The 16,517-nt window shown below is 55.2% G+C and carries 12 protein-coding genes; 7 read left to right on the forward strand and 5 right to left on the reverse strand.

The features are described from left to right. Positions 1–20: 20 nt before the first annotated feature. Positions 21–1,259, reverse strand: a complete 1,239-nt coding sequence (locus QWI20_RS12145; protein ID WP_369305683.1) for a cation:proton antiporter — start codon at positions 1,257–1,259, stop codon at positions 21–23. A gap of 343 nt (positions 1,260–1,602) precedes the next feature. Here QWI20_RS12145 and QWI20_RS12150 point away from each other — a divergent pair, with 343 nt between their 5' ends. The 4 genes from QWI20_RS12150 to QWI20_RS12165 all read left to right on the forward strand — a co-directional run bounded on the left by QWI20_RS12150 (position 1,603) and on the right by QWI20_RS12165 (position 5,694). Further along, on the forward strand, positions 1,603–3,222 hold the full coding sequence (locus tag QWI20_RS12150) for a methyl-accepting chemotaxis protein (protein WP_369305684.1): 1,620 nt from the start codon (positions 1,603–1,605) through the stop codon (positions 3,220–3,222). A gap of 217 nt (positions 3,223–3,439) precedes the next feature. Beyond that, the gene (locus QWI20_RS12155; RefSeq protein WP_369305685.1) at positions 3,440–3,751 is read left to right on the forward strand and encodes a hypothetical protein; all 312 of its coding nucleotides are present in this window, start codon (positions 3,440–3,442) and stop codon (positions 3,749–3,751) included. Between the two features lie 332 nt (positions 3,752–4,083). Beyond that, on the forward strand, positions 4,084–5,400 hold the full coding sequence (locus QWI20_RS12160) for a methyl-accepting chemotaxis protein (RefSeq protein ID WP_369305686.1): 1,317 nt from the start codon (positions 4,084–4,086) through the stop codon (positions 5,398–5,400). A 69-nt stretch (positions 5,401–5,469) separates the two neighbouring features. After that, positions 5,470–5,694, forward strand: a complete 225-nt coding sequence (locus tag QWI20_RS12165) for a hypothetical protein (RefSeq protein ID WP_122396755.1) — start codon at positions 5,470–5,472, stop codon at positions 5,692–5,694. 229 nt (positions 5,695–5,923) lie between these two features. Here the strand turns inward: QWI20_RS12165 and QWI20_RS12170 are convergent, their stop codons facing one another. Both QWI20_RS12170 and QWI20_RS12175 read right to left on the reverse strand, forming a co-directional pair. Further along, positions 5,924–7,492 (reverse strand): diguanylate cyclase, encoded by a 1,569-nt coding sequence (locus QWI20_RS12170; protein WP_369305687.1) that lies wholly within the window; start codon positions 7,490–7,492, stop codon positions 5,924–5,926. Positions 7,493–7,699: 207 nt separating this feature from the next. Beyond that, entirely contained in the window at positions 7,700–9,901 is a 2,202-nt protein-coding gene (locus QWI20_RS12175) for a TonB-dependent receptor (RefSeq protein ID WP_369305688.1), read from the reverse strand. A gap of 663 nt (positions 9,902–10,564) precedes the next feature. Here QWI20_RS12175 and QWI20_RS12180 point away from each other — a divergent pair. Next, a complete protein-coding gene (locus tag QWI20_RS12180) occupies positions 10,565–12,151 on the forward strand; it encodes a putative bifunctional diguanylate cyclase/phosphodiesterase (protein WP_369305689.1) in 1,587 nt (528 codons plus the stop codon). Positions 12,152–12,193: 42 nt separating this feature from the next. On the opposite strand, the gene QWI20_RS12185 is transcribed toward QWI20_RS12180, so the two are convergent. Both QWI20_RS12185 and QWI20_RS12190 read right to left on the reverse strand, forming a co-directional pair. After that, the gene (locus QWI20_RS12185) at positions 12,194–13,156 is read right to left on the reverse strand and encodes a tyrosine-type recombinase/integrase (RefSeq protein WP_369305798.1); all 963 of its coding nucleotides are present in this window, start codon (positions 13,154–13,156) and stop codon (positions 12,194–12,196) included. Positions 13,157–13,415: 259 nt separating this feature from the next. Then, positions 13,416–14,531 carry a site-specific integrase gene (locus QWI20_RS12190; RefSeq protein ID WP_369305690.1) on the reverse strand — a complete coding sequence of 372 codons (1,116 nt, stop codon included), beginning with the start codon at positions 14,529–14,531 and terminating at the stop codon, positions 13,416–13,418. 78 nt (positions 14,532–14,609) lie between these two features. Between QWI20_RS12190 and QWI20_RS12195 the strand changes: the two genes are divergently transcribed. Next, positions 14,610–15,584, forward strand: coding sequence for a DNA-binding protein (locus tag QWI20_RS12195; protein WP_369305691.1), 975 nt, complete (start codon positions 14,610–14,612; stop codon positions 15,582–15,584). 398 nt (positions 15,585–15,982) lie between these two features. Further along, complete coding sequence (locus tag QWI20_RS12200) at positions 15,983–16,150, forward strand: hypothetical protein (RefSeq protein ID WP_369305692.1); 168 nt, start codon at positions 15,983–15,985, stop codon at positions 16,148–16,150. Positions 16,151–16,517 lie beyond the last annotated feature (367 nt).

Consider the following 16,517-nt stretch of genomic DNA (forward strand, 5'->3'; position numbering starts at 1 on the left):
TCAGCCCTGGCGATCCGTGCTCATTTCCTGCAAGGAATAACGCGCTTCACCAGCGTTCCGATGCTCATGCCCTGAACCAAAATCGAGAACACGACGACCATGTAGGTCAGCGATACCACCACGTCCCGGGCATGCCCCGCCGGAAGTGACAGTGCCAGTGCTACTGATATCCCTCCCCGTAATCCGCCCCACGTCATAACGCTCCAGGCGCCGGCAGGCAGCCGAAAGCGTTTGCCCAGCACTGCGACGGGAGCGCCAACTGTCAGCAACCTGGCCAGCAATGTCAGCACGATAACGGCCAGTCCTGTGACAGCAAGCGTACCTGAGAAGTGAATCAGCACCACTTCCAGGCCAATGAGCACAAAAAGAACCGCGTTGAGGATCTCGTCAATCAACTCCCAGAACATATCAAGGTTCCTCTCGGTTTCTTCCGACATGGCGTAGGAGCGGCCTTGATTGCCAACGATGAGGCCCATTACCACCATCGCAAGCGGACCTGAGACGTGCAGATGAGTCGCCAAGGCATAGCCGCCAAGTACCGCAGCCAATGTGATGAGCACTTCTTCCTGATAGCTGTCGATGCTCTTGAGCATTCGATAGGTGATGTAGCCCAACACCGCGCCAACCAATGCGCCGCCGCCTGCCTCCTCGACCAACAGTTGTGAAGCACCAAGCACTGAGGGCGCGTCACCACTGACAATCATCGCCAGAATGAGCGAAAACAGCACGACGCTGACTCCATCGTTGAACAGCGATTCGCCCGATATCACCAGCTCGACGCTTGCGGGTGCACCTGCTGACTTCAAAATGCCCATTACCGCGATGGGGTCCGTTGGAGAGATGAGCGCACCGAATACCAGGCAGTACGAAAGGGGCAGAGCCAGGTCAGTAAGCGAGAGCAGCGCCCAAAGCGCAAAACCAATGAACAGCGTCGAAACCGTCGTTCCAATGACCGCCAGTGATGCAACTTGCCATCGGTAGGCACGTAGCTGCGACAAGTCTACGTGTAGTGCGCCAGCGAACAGCAGCAGCGATAACATGCCTTGCATCAACAGCTCTGAAAAGTCGATGGACTCCACCAGTGAGGTTTCGAATGTATGCAACGCTTCAAAACCCAGTCCACTGAGCGCCATGTTGACGAGCGAAAGCGCTAGCGCAATGCTCATCACGCCAATGGCGGGCGGCAAACCCACATACCGTCTGTTGAGAAACGCTAGCACCGCGGTGATGCTGAGAAAGACTGCGACGGTGTCCAACATCGGTCTACAACCTCCATGGATTAAGGGGGTGAGGGCGTTGCGTTGAAGTGCAACCCACCTGCTGTGGGCTCGGATTTGACATCGTATCTGTTAAAAACGCGAAATTTCAGTCGATGATCTGCTGACAATTACGAGGCGGTGCTGCACGTTGTTTTTCGGTTTGATCCTACCTCCTGAGCACGTTCACAAAGACAGCACCAGGACGCTAGTGGGGGTGGATGTCACAAGGGAGCCGTCGCTGGGGACGTGGTATCAACGAGCCGACGGGCAGCCATTATCCTTCAGGATTTCTAGCCGATAGCTTCAAGACCGGGCCTCTGGCCATCTTGCAGTGAGAAGTCCAATGCGGCTCAGAAATATAAACCTTGCTCCACGCGCCACCCTGTTTTTTTCGGCCATCATTATGCTGGTCGTGGTATTGGGCGTCATCGCCATACTGCAGATGGACAAGCTTCGCGATACGGAAAAGGATGTCGAACTCAACTGGATGCCCAGTATCCGGCAAACCGCGCTGATGAACTCGACCATTCTTCGCATACGCCTCGAGACGCAGCGGGCACTCGCGGATCCCCAAACCATTCAACAAACAGTCGACAAATTTCCCGGCTACCGCAAAGCCTCGAAAGATGCGGTATACAACTATGAGCCGCTCATTGCGAGTGATCGTGAGCGGCAATTGTTCTTGGCTGTAAAAAAGTCTTATGACGACTACGCCGGTCAGCTAGACCTACTGGAGCCTTTGCTGAAATCAGGCGATACAAGCGCCATTGTTAAGCTCGACGCTACCAGTATCCGTCCTCTGATAAATCAGATGGAGGATCAGATCGAGGAGCTGACTCAATTTAACAACGAAGGCGCCACCCTTGCCGGCGCTCAAGCGACGCAAGTTTATGACTCAGGCTTTTACCTCGTCGTCGGCTTGATTATCTTCGTCGCGCTCCTGACCCTTTGTTTGGCAACTCTACTGACTAAAACGATCACGTCGCCCCTAGGAAACGCTCTCGGTGTCGCTGAACGCATTGCCTCTAGCGACCTGACAAAAGAGGTTGAAGTCAGCGGAACGGATGAAGCAGGTAGGCTTTTGAGTGCATTGGCCAAAATGCAGCAGAACCTTCGAAGCACGATCATGCAGATCGGGGACTCCTCATCCCAGTTGGCTGCGGCATCGGAACAAATGACTGCGGTGACTGAGCAATCTAGTCTTGGCCTGGTGTCGCAGAACGATGAAGTGAATCAGGCCGCAACTGCCGTCACCGAGATGAGCGCTGCGGTAGACGAAGTGGCACGCAATGCCGAATCGGCTTCTGAAGAGTCCAGACGAGGCCAGGGCTACACGGAGGTTGGCCTGGAGCGCGTATCGCAGACCCTAAAGGCCATAGAGAAGTTGTCGAGCAATGTGCAGGACACCAGCGAGCAAATCACTGGCTTGTCCAATCGTGCACAGAATATTTCAACAGTGGTTGAAGTGATCAGAGCCATTGCGGAGCAGACCAATCTTCTTGCGCTCAATGCAGCGATCGAGGCCGCTCGGGCGGGTGAACAAGGCCGAGGCTTCGCAGTCGTCGCCGATGAAGTTCGAGCCCTCGCTCACCGCACGCAAGTGTCGACGCAAGAAATCGAACAGATGATCCAGGCTATTCAAAACGATTCCGACCAGGCCGTAAAAGCGATGGCCACCAGCAGAGAATTGGCTGCTGAATCCCTGAGTGTCGCTGGCGATGCCAGCAGTTCTTTTGACCAGATCGCCACCGCCATTACGAGCATCAACGAGCGCAACATCCTGATCGCCACCGCTTCGGAAGAACAGGCGCATGTCGCCCGGGAAGTTGATCGCAACCTGGTCAGCATTCGAGAGCTTGCCTCCCAAAGCTCGGCAGGCGCCAGCCAGACCGCAAGTGCGTGTAACGAAATGTCGAAGCTTGCGGTTAACCTGAATCAGCTGGTCAATCGTTTCAAGGTCTAAGGCATTCATACCTGATGGCGAGTTCGTCCGATATCTCTGGATGTCGGACGCTCAAACGGAGTGCAGTCTAAGCGCGAAGATACATGGCGGATCGAGTTTTTAGGCGTCAAACTGCGCTGAACTGGAGGCTGATCGTCCAGCAGTTCCAGTTGGCAAAATGCGAGCAGTGATGAACTATTACGCCTAAAAATAGAGTTTCAAATCAGGAGAAGGCCTCGTGAGCTATCGCCTGCTCAACTCAAGTCTTGATCCGCATCGTATGATTAGCATGTCGGGGGTACCACGCGATCTGCAGCAGTGCCTACGTACATGTATTGAGCGAATTAGCAGCGCGGAGAGCATTATGGAGCTGTGCCATGCCCATGGCCGCGCTTTAGGGTTCAGCACGGGTCTGGGCGTGGCTGAAGCAATCTCCGGTGCGCAGTTCAATGCGCTGGGTGTAGCCTTTGAAAGGGCTTTTGAAGACCGTCTTGTATCTTTAAAGGAGCAGCTGCCGCCGGTGATAAACTCAAACCAGTTAGATTCATAACGTCTGATGCTTGCGAGTCACCCGCCAGGCGCAATTTCGCTGGGCAGAATGCCGTCGGACTTTTTTAGGTTTTCTTTGCTGCGCCGCCTAACCTCCAAATCAAGCGTGCTACCCCTAGGCGGACTGGACCATAAAGCCCGGGCAGCTATCTGCAAGACATGGACTCGAAGCGCACACCCATCCGTACACCCATCCCGTTGCAATGTCTGGTCGCAACAACCTCAGCTTTTCAGACTTGTTACTGATGTGGCTATGCGCACTGCTTCGGTGGGTAATCCTCAAGGTTTCCCTCGACCCGTCGATAGTATTTTATGTCAATGCGGGTCACTGTCATGTTCAACAACCGGTTAAAAAACAGAATCCAGCAATTGGAAACACGGCTGGGGGCTCTTGAGCAGGTCAAGGCGACTCTGGATCTCGAAACCGTGGCGGTCACCCTGGATGCGGCAGGTGTCATCCTGGAGGTGAATGCTCTGTTTGAAACAGAGCTGGGATTCACCCGGGCGGAATTGTCAGGCCGCGCCCTGCGTGAGTTCAGTCCCTCTGAACTGAGCGGTGACGTACATCAGCGTCGGGCTCTTGATGCAGTGGCCCAGGGCAAGCATTACAGCGGCACATTGCGTCTGTGCAGCCGTGAAGGTCGGCACGTCTGGCTACGGGCAATGGTTATACCTTTCGCGGGTGAGAGCGGACGTGTAGAACGAATCGTTGTGTATTCCAGCGTGCTGACAAGGACAATCGAGGCCTCCAGAGAGAACGAAGCGCTGGTGGGGGCACTGATGCGGTCCACTGCCGTTATCGAATTTTCGCTGGACGGAATAGTCCTGGCAGCCAATCATAATTTTCTGAATGCTATGGGCTATACGCTTCCCCAAATCCAGGGCCAGCATCACCGGAGCTTTTGCCTGCCGTCTGACGCTCAGTCACAAGACTATGAACAGTTCTGGCACACCCTGCGAAAGGGATCGTACGTTGCTGGAAGGTTTTGCCGCTCGGATAAACACGGCAAGGAAGTGTGGCTGGAAGCTTCATACAATCCAATAGTGGATGCCAATGGCAAGCTGTACAAGATTGCCAAGTTGGCCACCGTTATCACCGACCAGGTCACCCGAGAGCGCGCTGTTTCCGAAGCAGCTGGCATGGCGCACGGCACCTCAGTTCGAACCAACGCCAGTGCACAGCAAGGTCGCGAGGTCATTCAGAACACCGTCACCACTCTCAATACGCTTTCGGCCTTGATGGAAGATGCTGCCCATGGCATTGAAGCGCTGGATGCCCAGAGCCAGGAAATCGGTACCATCGTGAAAACCATCGGCAGCATCGCAGACCAGACTAATTTGTTGGCTTTGAACGCAGCAATCGAAGCGGCACGTGCCGGGGAGCAGGGCCGGGGTTTTGCTGTGGTCGCTGACGAGGTCAGAAATCTGGCCATGCGAACCACTAAAGCAACTGCAGAGATCGTCGAGGTGGTAAAAAAGAACCAGGTACTGGCCTCGACTGCGGTGAGCATTATTGGAAAAAGCAGGCAGCAGGCCGGGGAAGCGCTTGATTTGGCCAGTGAGGCAGACGAGGTGATCAAGGACATTCAGCAAGGTGCCAACAGTGTTGTGACTGCTGTAGAGCAGTTCTCAGGTCAAGCCGGGTATTGATGGATTTGTAGTCTTCCGTGTTCAGCAGCTTTGCTGCTACAAGGTAATGCGTGATATTCAGGGGATCCCATGCTCGATGCTCTCAAGCAATCCATTCGTAATCTGCATACAGCCCATTGGGCCAAGCTGGAAGATGACTGTAATGGGTTATTCATTCGGATCGAGCAGGCACGAAGAGAGGGGCTTGTGACTGGAGAGCAGGCCATGCAGCTGATCTATGATGTTCGCAACGAGCGTTCACGATGCTTTCGCAGCGTGAACCGCTGTTTTGTGCGGCGCTCCGCTGCCGAGTGAACAACTGCTACAGAACAAGCATCGCTGTCATGGTAACTGATACTGGGATAAATATTTTTTGGGTACCGCTAAGAAATGGCTTAACAGCGTGTGGTATGCCCACTGGCTTAGGGCATGAAAAGAGCATCTACGAATCCGGTGACAGTCCAATCTTGTCACTGCACTGGCGTACAGTCAGCATTACTCAGCGATTGAACGGGCACTTTCTTAAGCGTGTCATGATGCTGGCTTACCTAGGAAAATTAACAACGGCTGTTGGGTGTGGATTGCTCACACAGGTTATCAATCGACCTTCAACACTGTTACGGCCTTTAGTTTTAGCGCAGTAGAGAAGCCGATCTGCCTCTTCTAAGGCGGCTGTATAGCCTTCCTTCGAGGGTGAACTGATCGCCACCACGCCTGAGCTGATCGTTACGATCCCCAACGGGCTACCTGAGTGATCTATGAGTGCATTGGCGATCGATAACCTGACATTGGCAGCGACGTTAAAAGCCCCAGCCAGATTAGTTTCAGGCAGCAGGATCACAAACTCTTCGCCACCATAGCGGGCCGCAAGATCGCCCGGCCGATTGACGCAGGTGCCGATGATTTCCGCAACTTGCCTCAGGCAGTCGTCCCCCCCCAGATGGCCGTAGAGATCGTTGTATTGCTTGAACCAGTCGATATCTAGCAAGATTATGGCTATGGTTGATCTGTTCCGGCTTGCCCGTCCCCATTCTTGCTGTAAGGTAGCATCGAAACATCGCCTGTTAGCCATATGTGTCAAACTATCGGTCCGGGCGATGATCTCAAGTTCGGTTCTAGCGATGTTCAGCTCAGTTTCCGCAGTGATTAACTGCTGGATCTGCCGGTACAGCAGGGCGCCCAACAAGACCAAGGCCAAAGTGATTATACCGATGAGCGCCATGGACCTATACGCGTATGCCCACCAGGGTGCGAAGATATGTTGGCTGGATACACCAGCAGCGGCAACGATGGGCAATCCAGATACCCGCCGGTAGGCATAAATCCTTTCTACGCCATCCACCACTGACCTAATCACGGCGTTGCCATGATCGCTCTTTGGCAGATAGAGGGTAAATATATCGCCCTTTGCCACATTGGTGGTCATCAACGCTGTCAACGTAGGCCGCCGAGCTAGTAGATCACCGTTGTTGAGCGCAAGGAAAATAACGCCCTGGTCGTCTACATCCATGCGCTGGAAGAACGTTTGGAAATATGCGACAGGCACGGTTGCCAGAGCAACACCTGCGAACGATCCGTCAGCAGCATTGATACGCCTGCTGACCGGTATGACCATGTCGCCCGTAGTGCGGCTCTTTACAATGGAGTCAACGTGAATGGATTCATCGGTGTGGTCGCGGTGATAAACGAAGTATGCGCGGTCGACGTTGTTCAGCGTCTGCGCGCCACTTGAAAAGGAGTTTGCAACCCAATTACCTTGAGCATCGTAAATAAATAGCCCTTGGATCCCTTCTACGTTTACCACGTCTTGAGCCATCAGTTCCGCCAACCGTGATAGCTGATCCTTCGCTACACCATCGTGCTCCACGCGTTCGACAATATCTCGCAGTGTATTATCAGCTTGGCGAATGGTGTCCTGAGCTTGTTGTTCAGCGGCTCGAACGATATTCGAAACTGCAACTTTAGCGTTAGCAGTGCGTTCGTGCCTAGACTGATTTATCTGCCACGCTGTAGCCAGAATCAGCGATATACACACTAATGCAATGAAGCCGATCAGCGCTCTGGTAAGCGCTGAGGGAGAGAGCCTTGTTGATACAAGGTTGAAAAACTTCATAGATTCGTCATCAGATTGACTGTAAGACAACGACGCATGCAGTTTCCGTACCCTAAATGCTGTCTGTTTTGCGCAGAACGTCTACCGCCGATCTGGCCACGCGAGAGACGTAGGACGGCCATTGCGTCATTACCGCAAGGCGCGCCGGCCTGCAGGGTACATTGCACCAGATCGATTAAAAGGGGGACTTGGCGCAAACCATTCGACTTAGAAATCGATGGTGCCCGAGACTTTGACCAGACGCGGGTCGCCCTGGCTGAGATAGCCGCCGTTGGCTGAGGCCCAGTAATTCTTGTCGGTGATGTTCTCCACATTGACGCGCAACGTCAGGTCCCGTTGATCGACTTTAAGTTTGTAGCGCGCCCCGGCATCGAACCGGTTCCAGGTGGGAAGGCTCAGGTTATTGGCCTGATCCGCATACTGGCCTCCAGTACGAAGCATACGGGCGCTGAGGGCAGCTCCCTCCAGGCCAGGAACGTCCCAGTCGACGCTCGCATTTAGCTGGAAGGTGGGCACCCCGATGGCATGGTTGCCATCAGTTAGCCCGCCCGCGGTCTTCTTCAGCTCCGAGGTCATGCGCGTGCCGCCTGCCATCAGGCGAAGGCCTTCGATAGGCTCACCAAACACGCTCAGCTCAACGCCTTTGTTCACTTGCTCGCCGTCGCGAATGTAGAGGCGCTGGGTAGCATCGACGTAGCCATCGCTGGGCTTCTCGATTCGGAACACGCCGAGATTTGCGCCGAACGATTGCATGTCCAGCTTGATACCCGCTTCCAGTTGCTTGGTGCGGCCAGGCGGGAAAGCTTCCCCAAGGTTGGTGACGTTGGTACCGGATGCGACCGGCCCTTTGGCCAGGCCTTCAATGCGGTTTGCATACAGGGAAACTGTGTCAGTCGTTTTATAGACGATGCCGTACACCGGAGTGGTGATGGATTTGTCGTAAAGCGAAGTACGGCTGCCGTCATTGGCCGCGTTAGTCGCTCCGTTGGAGGTGGTGCCGTCGTACGAGTAGTTCTCTACGCGCAGCTGCTGACGGCGTACGCCATAGGTCAGCAGCAAACTGTCGTCGAACAAGCCAACTGTGTCGGAAACGGCCAGGCTTCGGTTGCGGGTTTTGCCGGTGACGCCCGGATCGCCCATATCGCCGCCAGTGCTGGAGACCGCCGTTGGCTTGGGCAGACTAGGTGTGGTGTAGATATTGGTATTCCCGGTGACCGGGCGGTAGAAGGTGTAGGCGTTCTCTTGCTGGGTCCAGAGGGTAGAGGCGCCAATCGCGATCTGATGACTCACCGGCCCGGTTTGAACATGACCGTTAAGCCCCGCTGCGAAGCTGGTGTTGTCCTCATTGTGCGGGATCTCAGAGCCGCCGACAGTTGCAACGCCGTTATTACCTACGAGCGTTGGCGTGCCGTATACGCCCGTTTCACGCGTATGCTTGGCGCCCCCTGCAAGATAGGCAGTCCAGTTTTCATCCAGGTCCCAGTCGCCACGCATCATGCCGAACGTGTCTTCGGTTTCGGTATTAGTCCAGTCCTGGCCGTAGTTGTGGCTGGCGTCAGGGGCGGTCGGGATTTTGGTCGCATTACCCAATTGCACGGTGTTGCGTAAACCGTTGATGCGCTGTTTTTGGTAGCCAAAGTCGGTAGAGACGCGAAAGGTGTCACCCCGATAATCGAGTCCCGCGACAAACAACTTGGTGCGCTGGTTTTCGTCATCAATCGCAGTGTCGCCTTCGCGTTGGCTGAGGTTGACTCGCGCTCCGAATCGATTGCCCTCGCCGAAGCGTTGGCCAAGGTCCAGGTGCTCACCAACGCGGCCGTCAGAACTGATGTCTTGGGTGTAACGTCGAGTCGGCACGTCTTCCGCACGCTTGGGCTGCAAATTCACGCTGCCACCCAAGCCCGTACCGGTGGGGCTCACGCCGTTGATAAAAGCGTTGGGGCCTTTGAATACTTCCACCCGCTCAATCGCGTCCGTGGAAAGAATTTGCCGAGGAAGGACTCCGTACAAGCCGCCGTAGGAGATATCGTCGCCTGCCAGCGGCAAACCGCGGATCACAAATATCTGCGACTGGTTACCGAAGCCGTAAGACTGGCGCACCGACGGGTCGTTAAGGAGTACGTCTCCCACATCTTCAGCCTGCTGATCCTCGATAAGCTGGGAGGTATAGCTGGTCATGGTGAAAGGCACGTTCATGTTGTCCTGATTACCCAGAACACCCATCTGCCCGCCACGAGCGACCTGACCACCCGCATAGACATCAGGCAGCGTGTTGGAATTGGCCTTGACGGCATCCGCGTTGATGTCAGTAGCACCGAGCTCCACCGCAGAGTCGGCAGCATTGGCGATGAAGCTCGCAGAGCAGCAAAGCGCAAGCAGGGTGGGGCGAAACGGATGCGAAAGGAACATTACGGGCTACCCAGCAAGGTGATCAGAACGGGTTGAAGCCTCCTTGGCAATGCGAAATATTCTCATGTGAGAATGATATCAGAAAGCTTAAGGAGATAGTCAGTTGAAATCACAAATTTTTCACATCGCATATTCTGCCAATGCCCTTGAGGAGCAGACCTAGACCTGCTCGCCACACGCGCTGCTTCTGAGGGTGATACTCAAGGTTTCCCTCGTCCCGTCGATAGCATTTCATGACAATGCGAGTGTCTGGGATGTCCATCTGCCGGTTACAAACCAGAATCCAGCAAGGGGGAAAAGCCGCTTAGGACTCCTGAGCAAGTCGAGAGTGAATCTGGATCTAAACCCCATGGCGGTCACTTGGACGCAGCAGCGCTGCTCAATGTGTGGAACGCTCGGTCGGGCGCTGGCTGATACTTAATGAAGAGCGGGTCGGTTGCGTGGTTTGCTCACAAGGCGCAGTTTCCCAGGGCAAACTACTAGAGCGTCGCTTTTTGGTGATAGCCCCAACCTTCGTTGGTAGGCCCATAACAATGAAGCTCCCCAGAAAAAGACATTCTTCTTTATTGGAGGAATAAACAGGTTCTATAAACCGACACCATGGCTTATGGGATGATGGCCATATGATATTACACGCTGTTAGCTTGGCCTGTGAGGCCGCCCATGACCTATTTACGCTTACCCAGTCCATACCGTCTGATACAGCTGCTTTTTCTCATTCTGCTTACCGTCATGGGTCTTTCCATTCTTTGGGAGTTCGAGCTGGAGGCATGGGTGATGCGGGGGCTTGGCCTTCCCTATGACGGCATTTTTGAGGACGGGGAAAGGTTACGTTTCGTACTGACATCTACGGGCTTTTCACTGATCGCCATGATCGGGCCGGGAGTGATGCTTATAAAAATGATCAGTAATGCCAGACGCAACTACCTTCAACTGGAAGGGTTGCAGTCCCATACTGAGAAGCTGGCAAGGTACGACTCACTCAGCGGCCTGCTCAATCGGCGTGCCTTTATGGAGCTTGTAAACGAGCAACTCGCTCAGTTGGAACCTGTGATTGTGATGCTGATCGACCTTGACTATTTCAAGGCGGTTAACGATCAGCGCGGGCATGCAACGGGTGACGCAGTGCTCATTGAGGTAGCAAAACGACTGGAGGAGATTGCAATCAAGTACGGCGGCATCGCTTCGCGTCTAGGAGGCGATGAATTCTGCGTCGTATTTACCAGCCGCAGAGAGGAACGCGAGCTGGGCCTCATTGCCGCAGATGTGATTTCGCGAATAGGGGCGCCGATGCTCGAGAAGCTTCGACCCTTCCGGCAGGGGGCTACAGTTGGCATCTCTCGTTCGTGGGTCGACGCTACCGAAACCTCAGCGCTGTTGCACTGCGCAGATGTAGCAATGTACCGGGGTAAGGTCATGGGTCGTTCAACTTACCATTTTTACGAAACCGAGCATGGTCTTCAATATCAGGCTCAAATTGATGAAGACGCTGCGCTTAAACAGGCAGTGGAACTTCAAGAGATTGTTCCATTCTATCAGCCAATTGTGGCACTGCCGTCTCAGGAAGTCGTCGGATTTGAGATCTTGGCTAGATGGCTCAAGCCAGATGGGAGCACTGGGATGCCTGCTGATTTTATTCCAGCGCTCGAACGCCTAGGGTTGATCCCCATGATGACTCAATCTCTCGTCAAGCAAGCTTGTAGTGCTGCCAGGGATTGGGAAGATCACCTTCATCTTTCGCTGAACGTCAGTGCAGCAATGATCACTGACGAACTTTTTCCTGATCGGTTTCTGGATCAGTTGCGCCATGAGCAGTTTCCATTTGACCGCTTTGAGGTCGAGATAACCGAAGAGGCCTTGGTCGGCAATATCGAAGCGGCCGAGCGCAACTTGAACAAACTTCACGCAAATGGCATCACAGTGGCACTTGATGATTTCGGCACTGGATACTCAGGCCTTTATCATTTGACACGTTTGTCCATTGATAAAATCAAGATTGACCGGTCTTTTTTTGAGCTCGGTAAGACTGATCATCGTCCAATGGTGGAAGCTATTTTAGGGATGGCACGTAGCCTGAAAATGAAAGTGACGGCGGAAGGCATCGAGGACTTTCACTCACCCTCCCTTCCGTCGTGGCTGGCCAGCAATGGGTGTAACTATGCTCAGGGGTATCACTACGGTCGGCCACAGGCTTACGTTTCACGCTCCGTAGCTGGGGTTCCGGATCCTGAAGTTCTATCGCGACTGTAGCTGGTCGTGCAGCTCCTGTCAGTTTTCTTGCCGGCCTTCTATTTAATACCTCACCTTGTAGGTGGGTGAATCCTCAGGCCTGTTCTCCCGCCTGTCGTAGATCTTGGTCGTGCTGATGTTGGCATGACCTAGCCAAGCCTGGACCTTGGCGATGTCGGCCTCATGCTCCAGGGCATTGGTGGCCGCCGTCGCTCGAAGTCCGTGTACGCCCAAACCGTCGACCTCAATCCCGGCCTTCTTCGCGTAGGCCGCGACCACCGCATAGATGCCGTTTGCTGTAATGCCGGCACCGGTCAATTTGCCTCGCAGTGGCATGAACAGCGGCACCTTCCTTTCGGCCAGATGATGCCCCGAGCTTTCCAGGTACTGATGAATACGCCCGGCCGCCACCGGGTGCAACGGCAGGTACCGCACTTTGCCGCCTTTGCCGTGCACCTTGAGGTGCTGAATTCCGCGGCGGTCCTGGATGTCGCTCACCTGCAGCAGCGCCGCTTCTTCGCGTCGCAGCCCGTGATAGAGAAGAACAGCCAATAGCGCCCGGTCGCGCAGCCCTTTGAGGGTCGTTTCATCCGGGGCTTCAAGCAGCGCTTTGGCCTGGTGATCACCCAGTGCCGGCGTCTTGCCCTCGTTGCTTTCGATCCTGGGTCGTTTTACCCCGTGCACGGGATTGCCGCCGGCGATTGCATTGCTCTCCAGGAGGTGATCAAAGAGGCTGGCCAAAGCTGCCAATTTGCGGCGGATCGTGGCGCCCGCCAAACCGCGATGCTCGAGCTGGGCGCGCCAGGCCAGAACATGTGATCGGGTCACCACGCGAAACTCATCCGCCGAAGCCAAGCCGACAAACCCACAGAAGTCTTCCAGGTCATTTTGGTAGGCACGTCGCGTCCGCGGATTGTCCAGGTTGGCAAACCACTCGACCGCAGCCGGAACCTGGGCCAGCGTCTGAAATTCGACCGACGTGAGCCGACGTTGATCATTCTGATGGACTTTCGTCAGTTCCTGCACATCGTTCTCATAATTGGCTCGTTTGAAGTCATTGGCCATGCATCTAGTCACAAAAGCAACGTCAAATGCGGCAGCTGACTTCGAAACCGATAAACGGTAATAATTGGTGATAACCTATTTTATCGCCAGAAGAGGAGGGGCTTTCTGCCAAGCGCTGGTGATCAGCCCGGCAAGGGTCCGCTTTAGGCGAACAGCCATCCTTGATTGTTTGTGGGCACCGGATGCAGAGGAGGGGTCATTGGAAGACTTCAATGATTTCCTAAGTTTTCACAGTGGATGCGACGTCCGTGTCAATCTGGGTTAACAGCTCCGTCGCTTTACTGCTAAGCAAAGACCCGGCTTGAAAATACCCCATCACGGTGCCGACGCTGCGGTGCTCCGTCATCGCCATGACTTCGCCGAGTGGTACTCCCTGACGCCCAGCTTCGGTGACGAAACCCGAGCGCAAACTATGCGCGGCCCAGTCGCCAGCCAGCCCTGCTAACGCCGCCCTGCGCTGGACGATGCGCGCGATTTGGTCTGCGGATAACGCGGTCGTCCCGACTTTATTCCCCTTATACATTCGCCGAAAGAGCGGGCCGTGATCCGCAGGCGCAACGGCCAGCCAGGCAGCTAGTGCTTGTGCCGCAGCCCCTCGCAAGGGCTTTTCCCGCCGAATTCCCCCCGTGTCTGTCTTCGTCGTGCCCAAAGCGTACAGCCAAGTGCCCTCATCAAGTTGGCGCACATCTGCGATCTGTATCCCCACCACTTCCGAACGTCGACGGCCGCCGCCGCTCCAGGCGAGCAGCAATAGCGCGCGATCACGGATGCCGCGCACGCCATCCGTGCAGGTCGCTAACAGGGCCTGCAATGGCTCAAGTACCACTGCGGTTTTTTTTCTAACCTGAACACCTTGACGGCTCTGCGCTTTTCTCGCCTCACGTAGCAACGTCCTCGCCGCTATGGACTCGGTGGGGCTGGCCCACTGATTGATGCGATGCCACTTGCTCAAGACCGCTAAACGGTGACTGACCGTATTGAAAGCCAGAACTCCAAGTTTGCTTTTGACCTTAGCTTCAACCAATGCGGCGTCAATCGGCAGTGGGAGGAGGTGAGCCCAGCCACCTTCCGCCAGCGGACGAGCCAGATGATCGAGAATGAACTGGATCACGACGGTTTCCGGCAACGCACCGTCTCCCAGCGCGATGCCGAACCGTAGGCGCAGCCAGGCTGACCAATAGGCGAGGGCGCTGCGATAGCTGCGCACTGTATTGGCCGCAGTGCCTGCCGCCATGAATGCTTCCGCTGCGGTCTGAGCGCTTTGCGTCAGAGAATGCACCTCTAAATGCGTTTCGCTGACCACCCGAACTTGATCTGTATCATTTAATACGTTCAACGTACTATATTCTCAGTAATTAATTTATAAGGTCGGATAAACTACGATTATCAGACCTAATATATCTGGAGGTAGCGCATGGCGGTAGGAGTACCGGAACATGAGGTATTTGCGGCTGCGGACGCGGTTTTAGCCCGTGGCGAAAGGCCAACAGTGGAACGAGTCCGCTTGGAACTGGGTCGCGGCAGTCCAGCACGTGTTGGTAGCCTGCTCGATCAGTGGTGGGAAACTCTGGCCGCGCGCTTGCGCGGTGAAACTCGGTTGCCGGGATTGCCGACAGATGTAGCCCAGGCCTTTATTACCCTCTGGCAGCAGGCGACTAACCTGGCGCAGGGCGTAGTCGAGGTCTCTTTGGCGGATCAGCGGCAAGTGTTGATAAACGAGCGCGAGCATCTGGCAGCAAGCGAAGCTAAGGTACGGTTGGAGCAGGCGCAGGCACGTCGGCAGACGGCCGAGGCACTGGCGGCCCGTGACGTTGCCGAAATCCGCCTCGCCGACTTGGAGCAACTACTGACCCAGCGTCAGGCGCAGATTGACGACCTCCTACGCCAACGCGATGCGTTCCATGCCGAACGTGACAGCGCGCGCCGGCAAGCCGACGAGATGGTGCAACAGAATAGGGCCTTACAGGAAAAGGTCGAGCAACAGCGCGCTGAGCAGCAGGAGTACCTTCGGGGCATTGAAGACCGCGCGCACCGCGAGGTGGATCGTGCTCGGGAGGAGAGCAGGGCGGCTGCCATACAACTCAAACAGTTGGGCAGGCAAGCGGAGATCCTTGAGAAAAGGCTGACCTCCGCGCTAACCGAGCTCGCCGATGCCCGGCGAGAAGTGGCGATTCATAAAGAAAGAGCAGAACAAAACACCTGCAGCGTCCAGCAATTGCAGGCAAGCCTGGCAGCTCAGTTAGCCGCACTTAATGGAGCCCAACAGCAGTCGGCCTCGCACGCGGCGCGCGCCGAGGCGCTAGGCGAGCAGGTGCTCCAGCTTCAATCACTACTTAAACCCAACCGCAAGAAAGGCGTCTCAACAAGCAGCGAGGATAACCGCTCTTGATATGTGGTAGTCGGGCGGCAAGCTACAATGGAGCTGAAGATATTAGTGGCGGAGCATCCCGACAAGCGCAGAAAGCTGGGCCATTTACCGAAAACCTGCCTCTTCCTGGCAGTTGAGATACTTCAGCAAGGAGCGCAGGGATTGCAGAGGGGGAATTCATCGTCGACTTTACTTTCGACCTCGGAGAAAGCATGCATCTCAATGTTGCTGACTTGCTAAGTATCGAGTTGGCTGACGGAGGCGCAGCACTCAAGCCGAGGTGAGATGCAGGTGCTAGGTGCTGAATAAGGCGCCGGGGCAGAGAACCGAGGCCAGGTATCCATCGACAGCGGAATGCGTTGACATCCCAACTGCAAAGGCTAACGTTACTCGCAGCGAACCGATCCTGGAGGACGGGCATGAAAACCAAAGAAAGTGAAGACGTGAAGGCCGCGGCGCGTGCGAAGCTAAAGAAGATCCAACAATCGGCAGGGTACAAAAGCTTTTTTAATGACTCGGCAGTTGAGGCATTTGGTCGCGTTGGGGGCACCGCGTTTGCTGGCAGGCCTTTGAGCGACAAAGCTTAGGCTGCCCCGGCCCGAGTTTTCCCACGGCTTGCGCGACCAGACGATAATCCACTCCGTAGGAGGTGTGGGGCCGCCTTACGACCCGCGGCTGCCAATCCGAAGGACGTCGATTCAGTAGACGAGTGTAAGTTGCAACGCGTCGTCTTAGGTTCGCAAACTGTGACGCCGGTGCATTGTCGCTATAGCTGAATACAGTCCGTTGGAGATAGCGATTATTTGTAGACAAAAAAGCCGCCTTTAGTAGGGCGGCTTGTAGTGGCAAAACGGTCGGGGAGCGTTCTGCCAAATATCACAGTGATCATCTGACGGGGCCCATTTTCCTAAAAACTGCCAGGCAGGGCAACCGCTTTGCGGAGCGCGGAGCCCG

The sequence above is a fragment of the Pseudomonas sp. W2-17 genome, assembly GCF_041060445.1.
Taxonomy (GTDB): Bacteria; Pseudomonadota; Gammaproteobacteria; order Pseudomonadales; family Pseudomonadaceae; genus Aquipseudomonas.

Coding starts and splice junctions, on each gene's coding strand:
- QWI20_RS12145 (WP_369305683.1), bottom strand. CDS start 1,259: ATGTTGGACACCGTCGCAGTCTTTCTCAGCATCACCGCGGTGCTAGCG.
- QWI20_RS12150 (WP_369305684.1), top strand. CDS start 1,603: ATGCGGCTCAGAAATATAAACCTTGCTCCACGCGCCACCCTGTTTTTT.
- QWI20_RS12160 (WP_369305686.1), top strand. CDS start 4,084: ATGTTCAACAACCGGTTAAAAAACAGAATCCAGCAATTGGAAACACGG.
- QWI20_RS12165 (WP_122396755.1), top strand. CDS start 5,470: ATGCTCGATGCTCTCAAGCAATCCATTCGTAATCTGCATACAGCCCAT.
- QWI20_RS12170 (WP_369305687.1), bottom strand. CDS start 7,492: ATGAAGTTTTTCAACCTTGTATCAACAAGGCTCTCTCCCTCAGCGCTT.
- QWI20_RS12175 (WP_369305688.1), bottom strand. CDS start 9,901: ATGTTCCTTTCGCATCCGTTTCGCCCCACCCTGCTTGCGCTTTGCTGC.
- QWI20_RS12180 (WP_369305689.1), top strand. CDS start 10,565: ATGACCTATTTACGCTTACCCAGTCCATACCGTCTGATACAGCTGCTT.
- QWI20_RS12195 (WP_369305691.1), top strand. CDS start 14,610: ATGGCGGTAGGAGTACCGGAACATGAGGTATTTGCGGCTGCGGACGCG.
- QWI20_RS12200 (WP_369305692.1), top strand. CDS start 15,983: ATGAAAACCAAAGAAAGTGAAGACGTGAAGGCCGCGGCGCGTGCGAAG.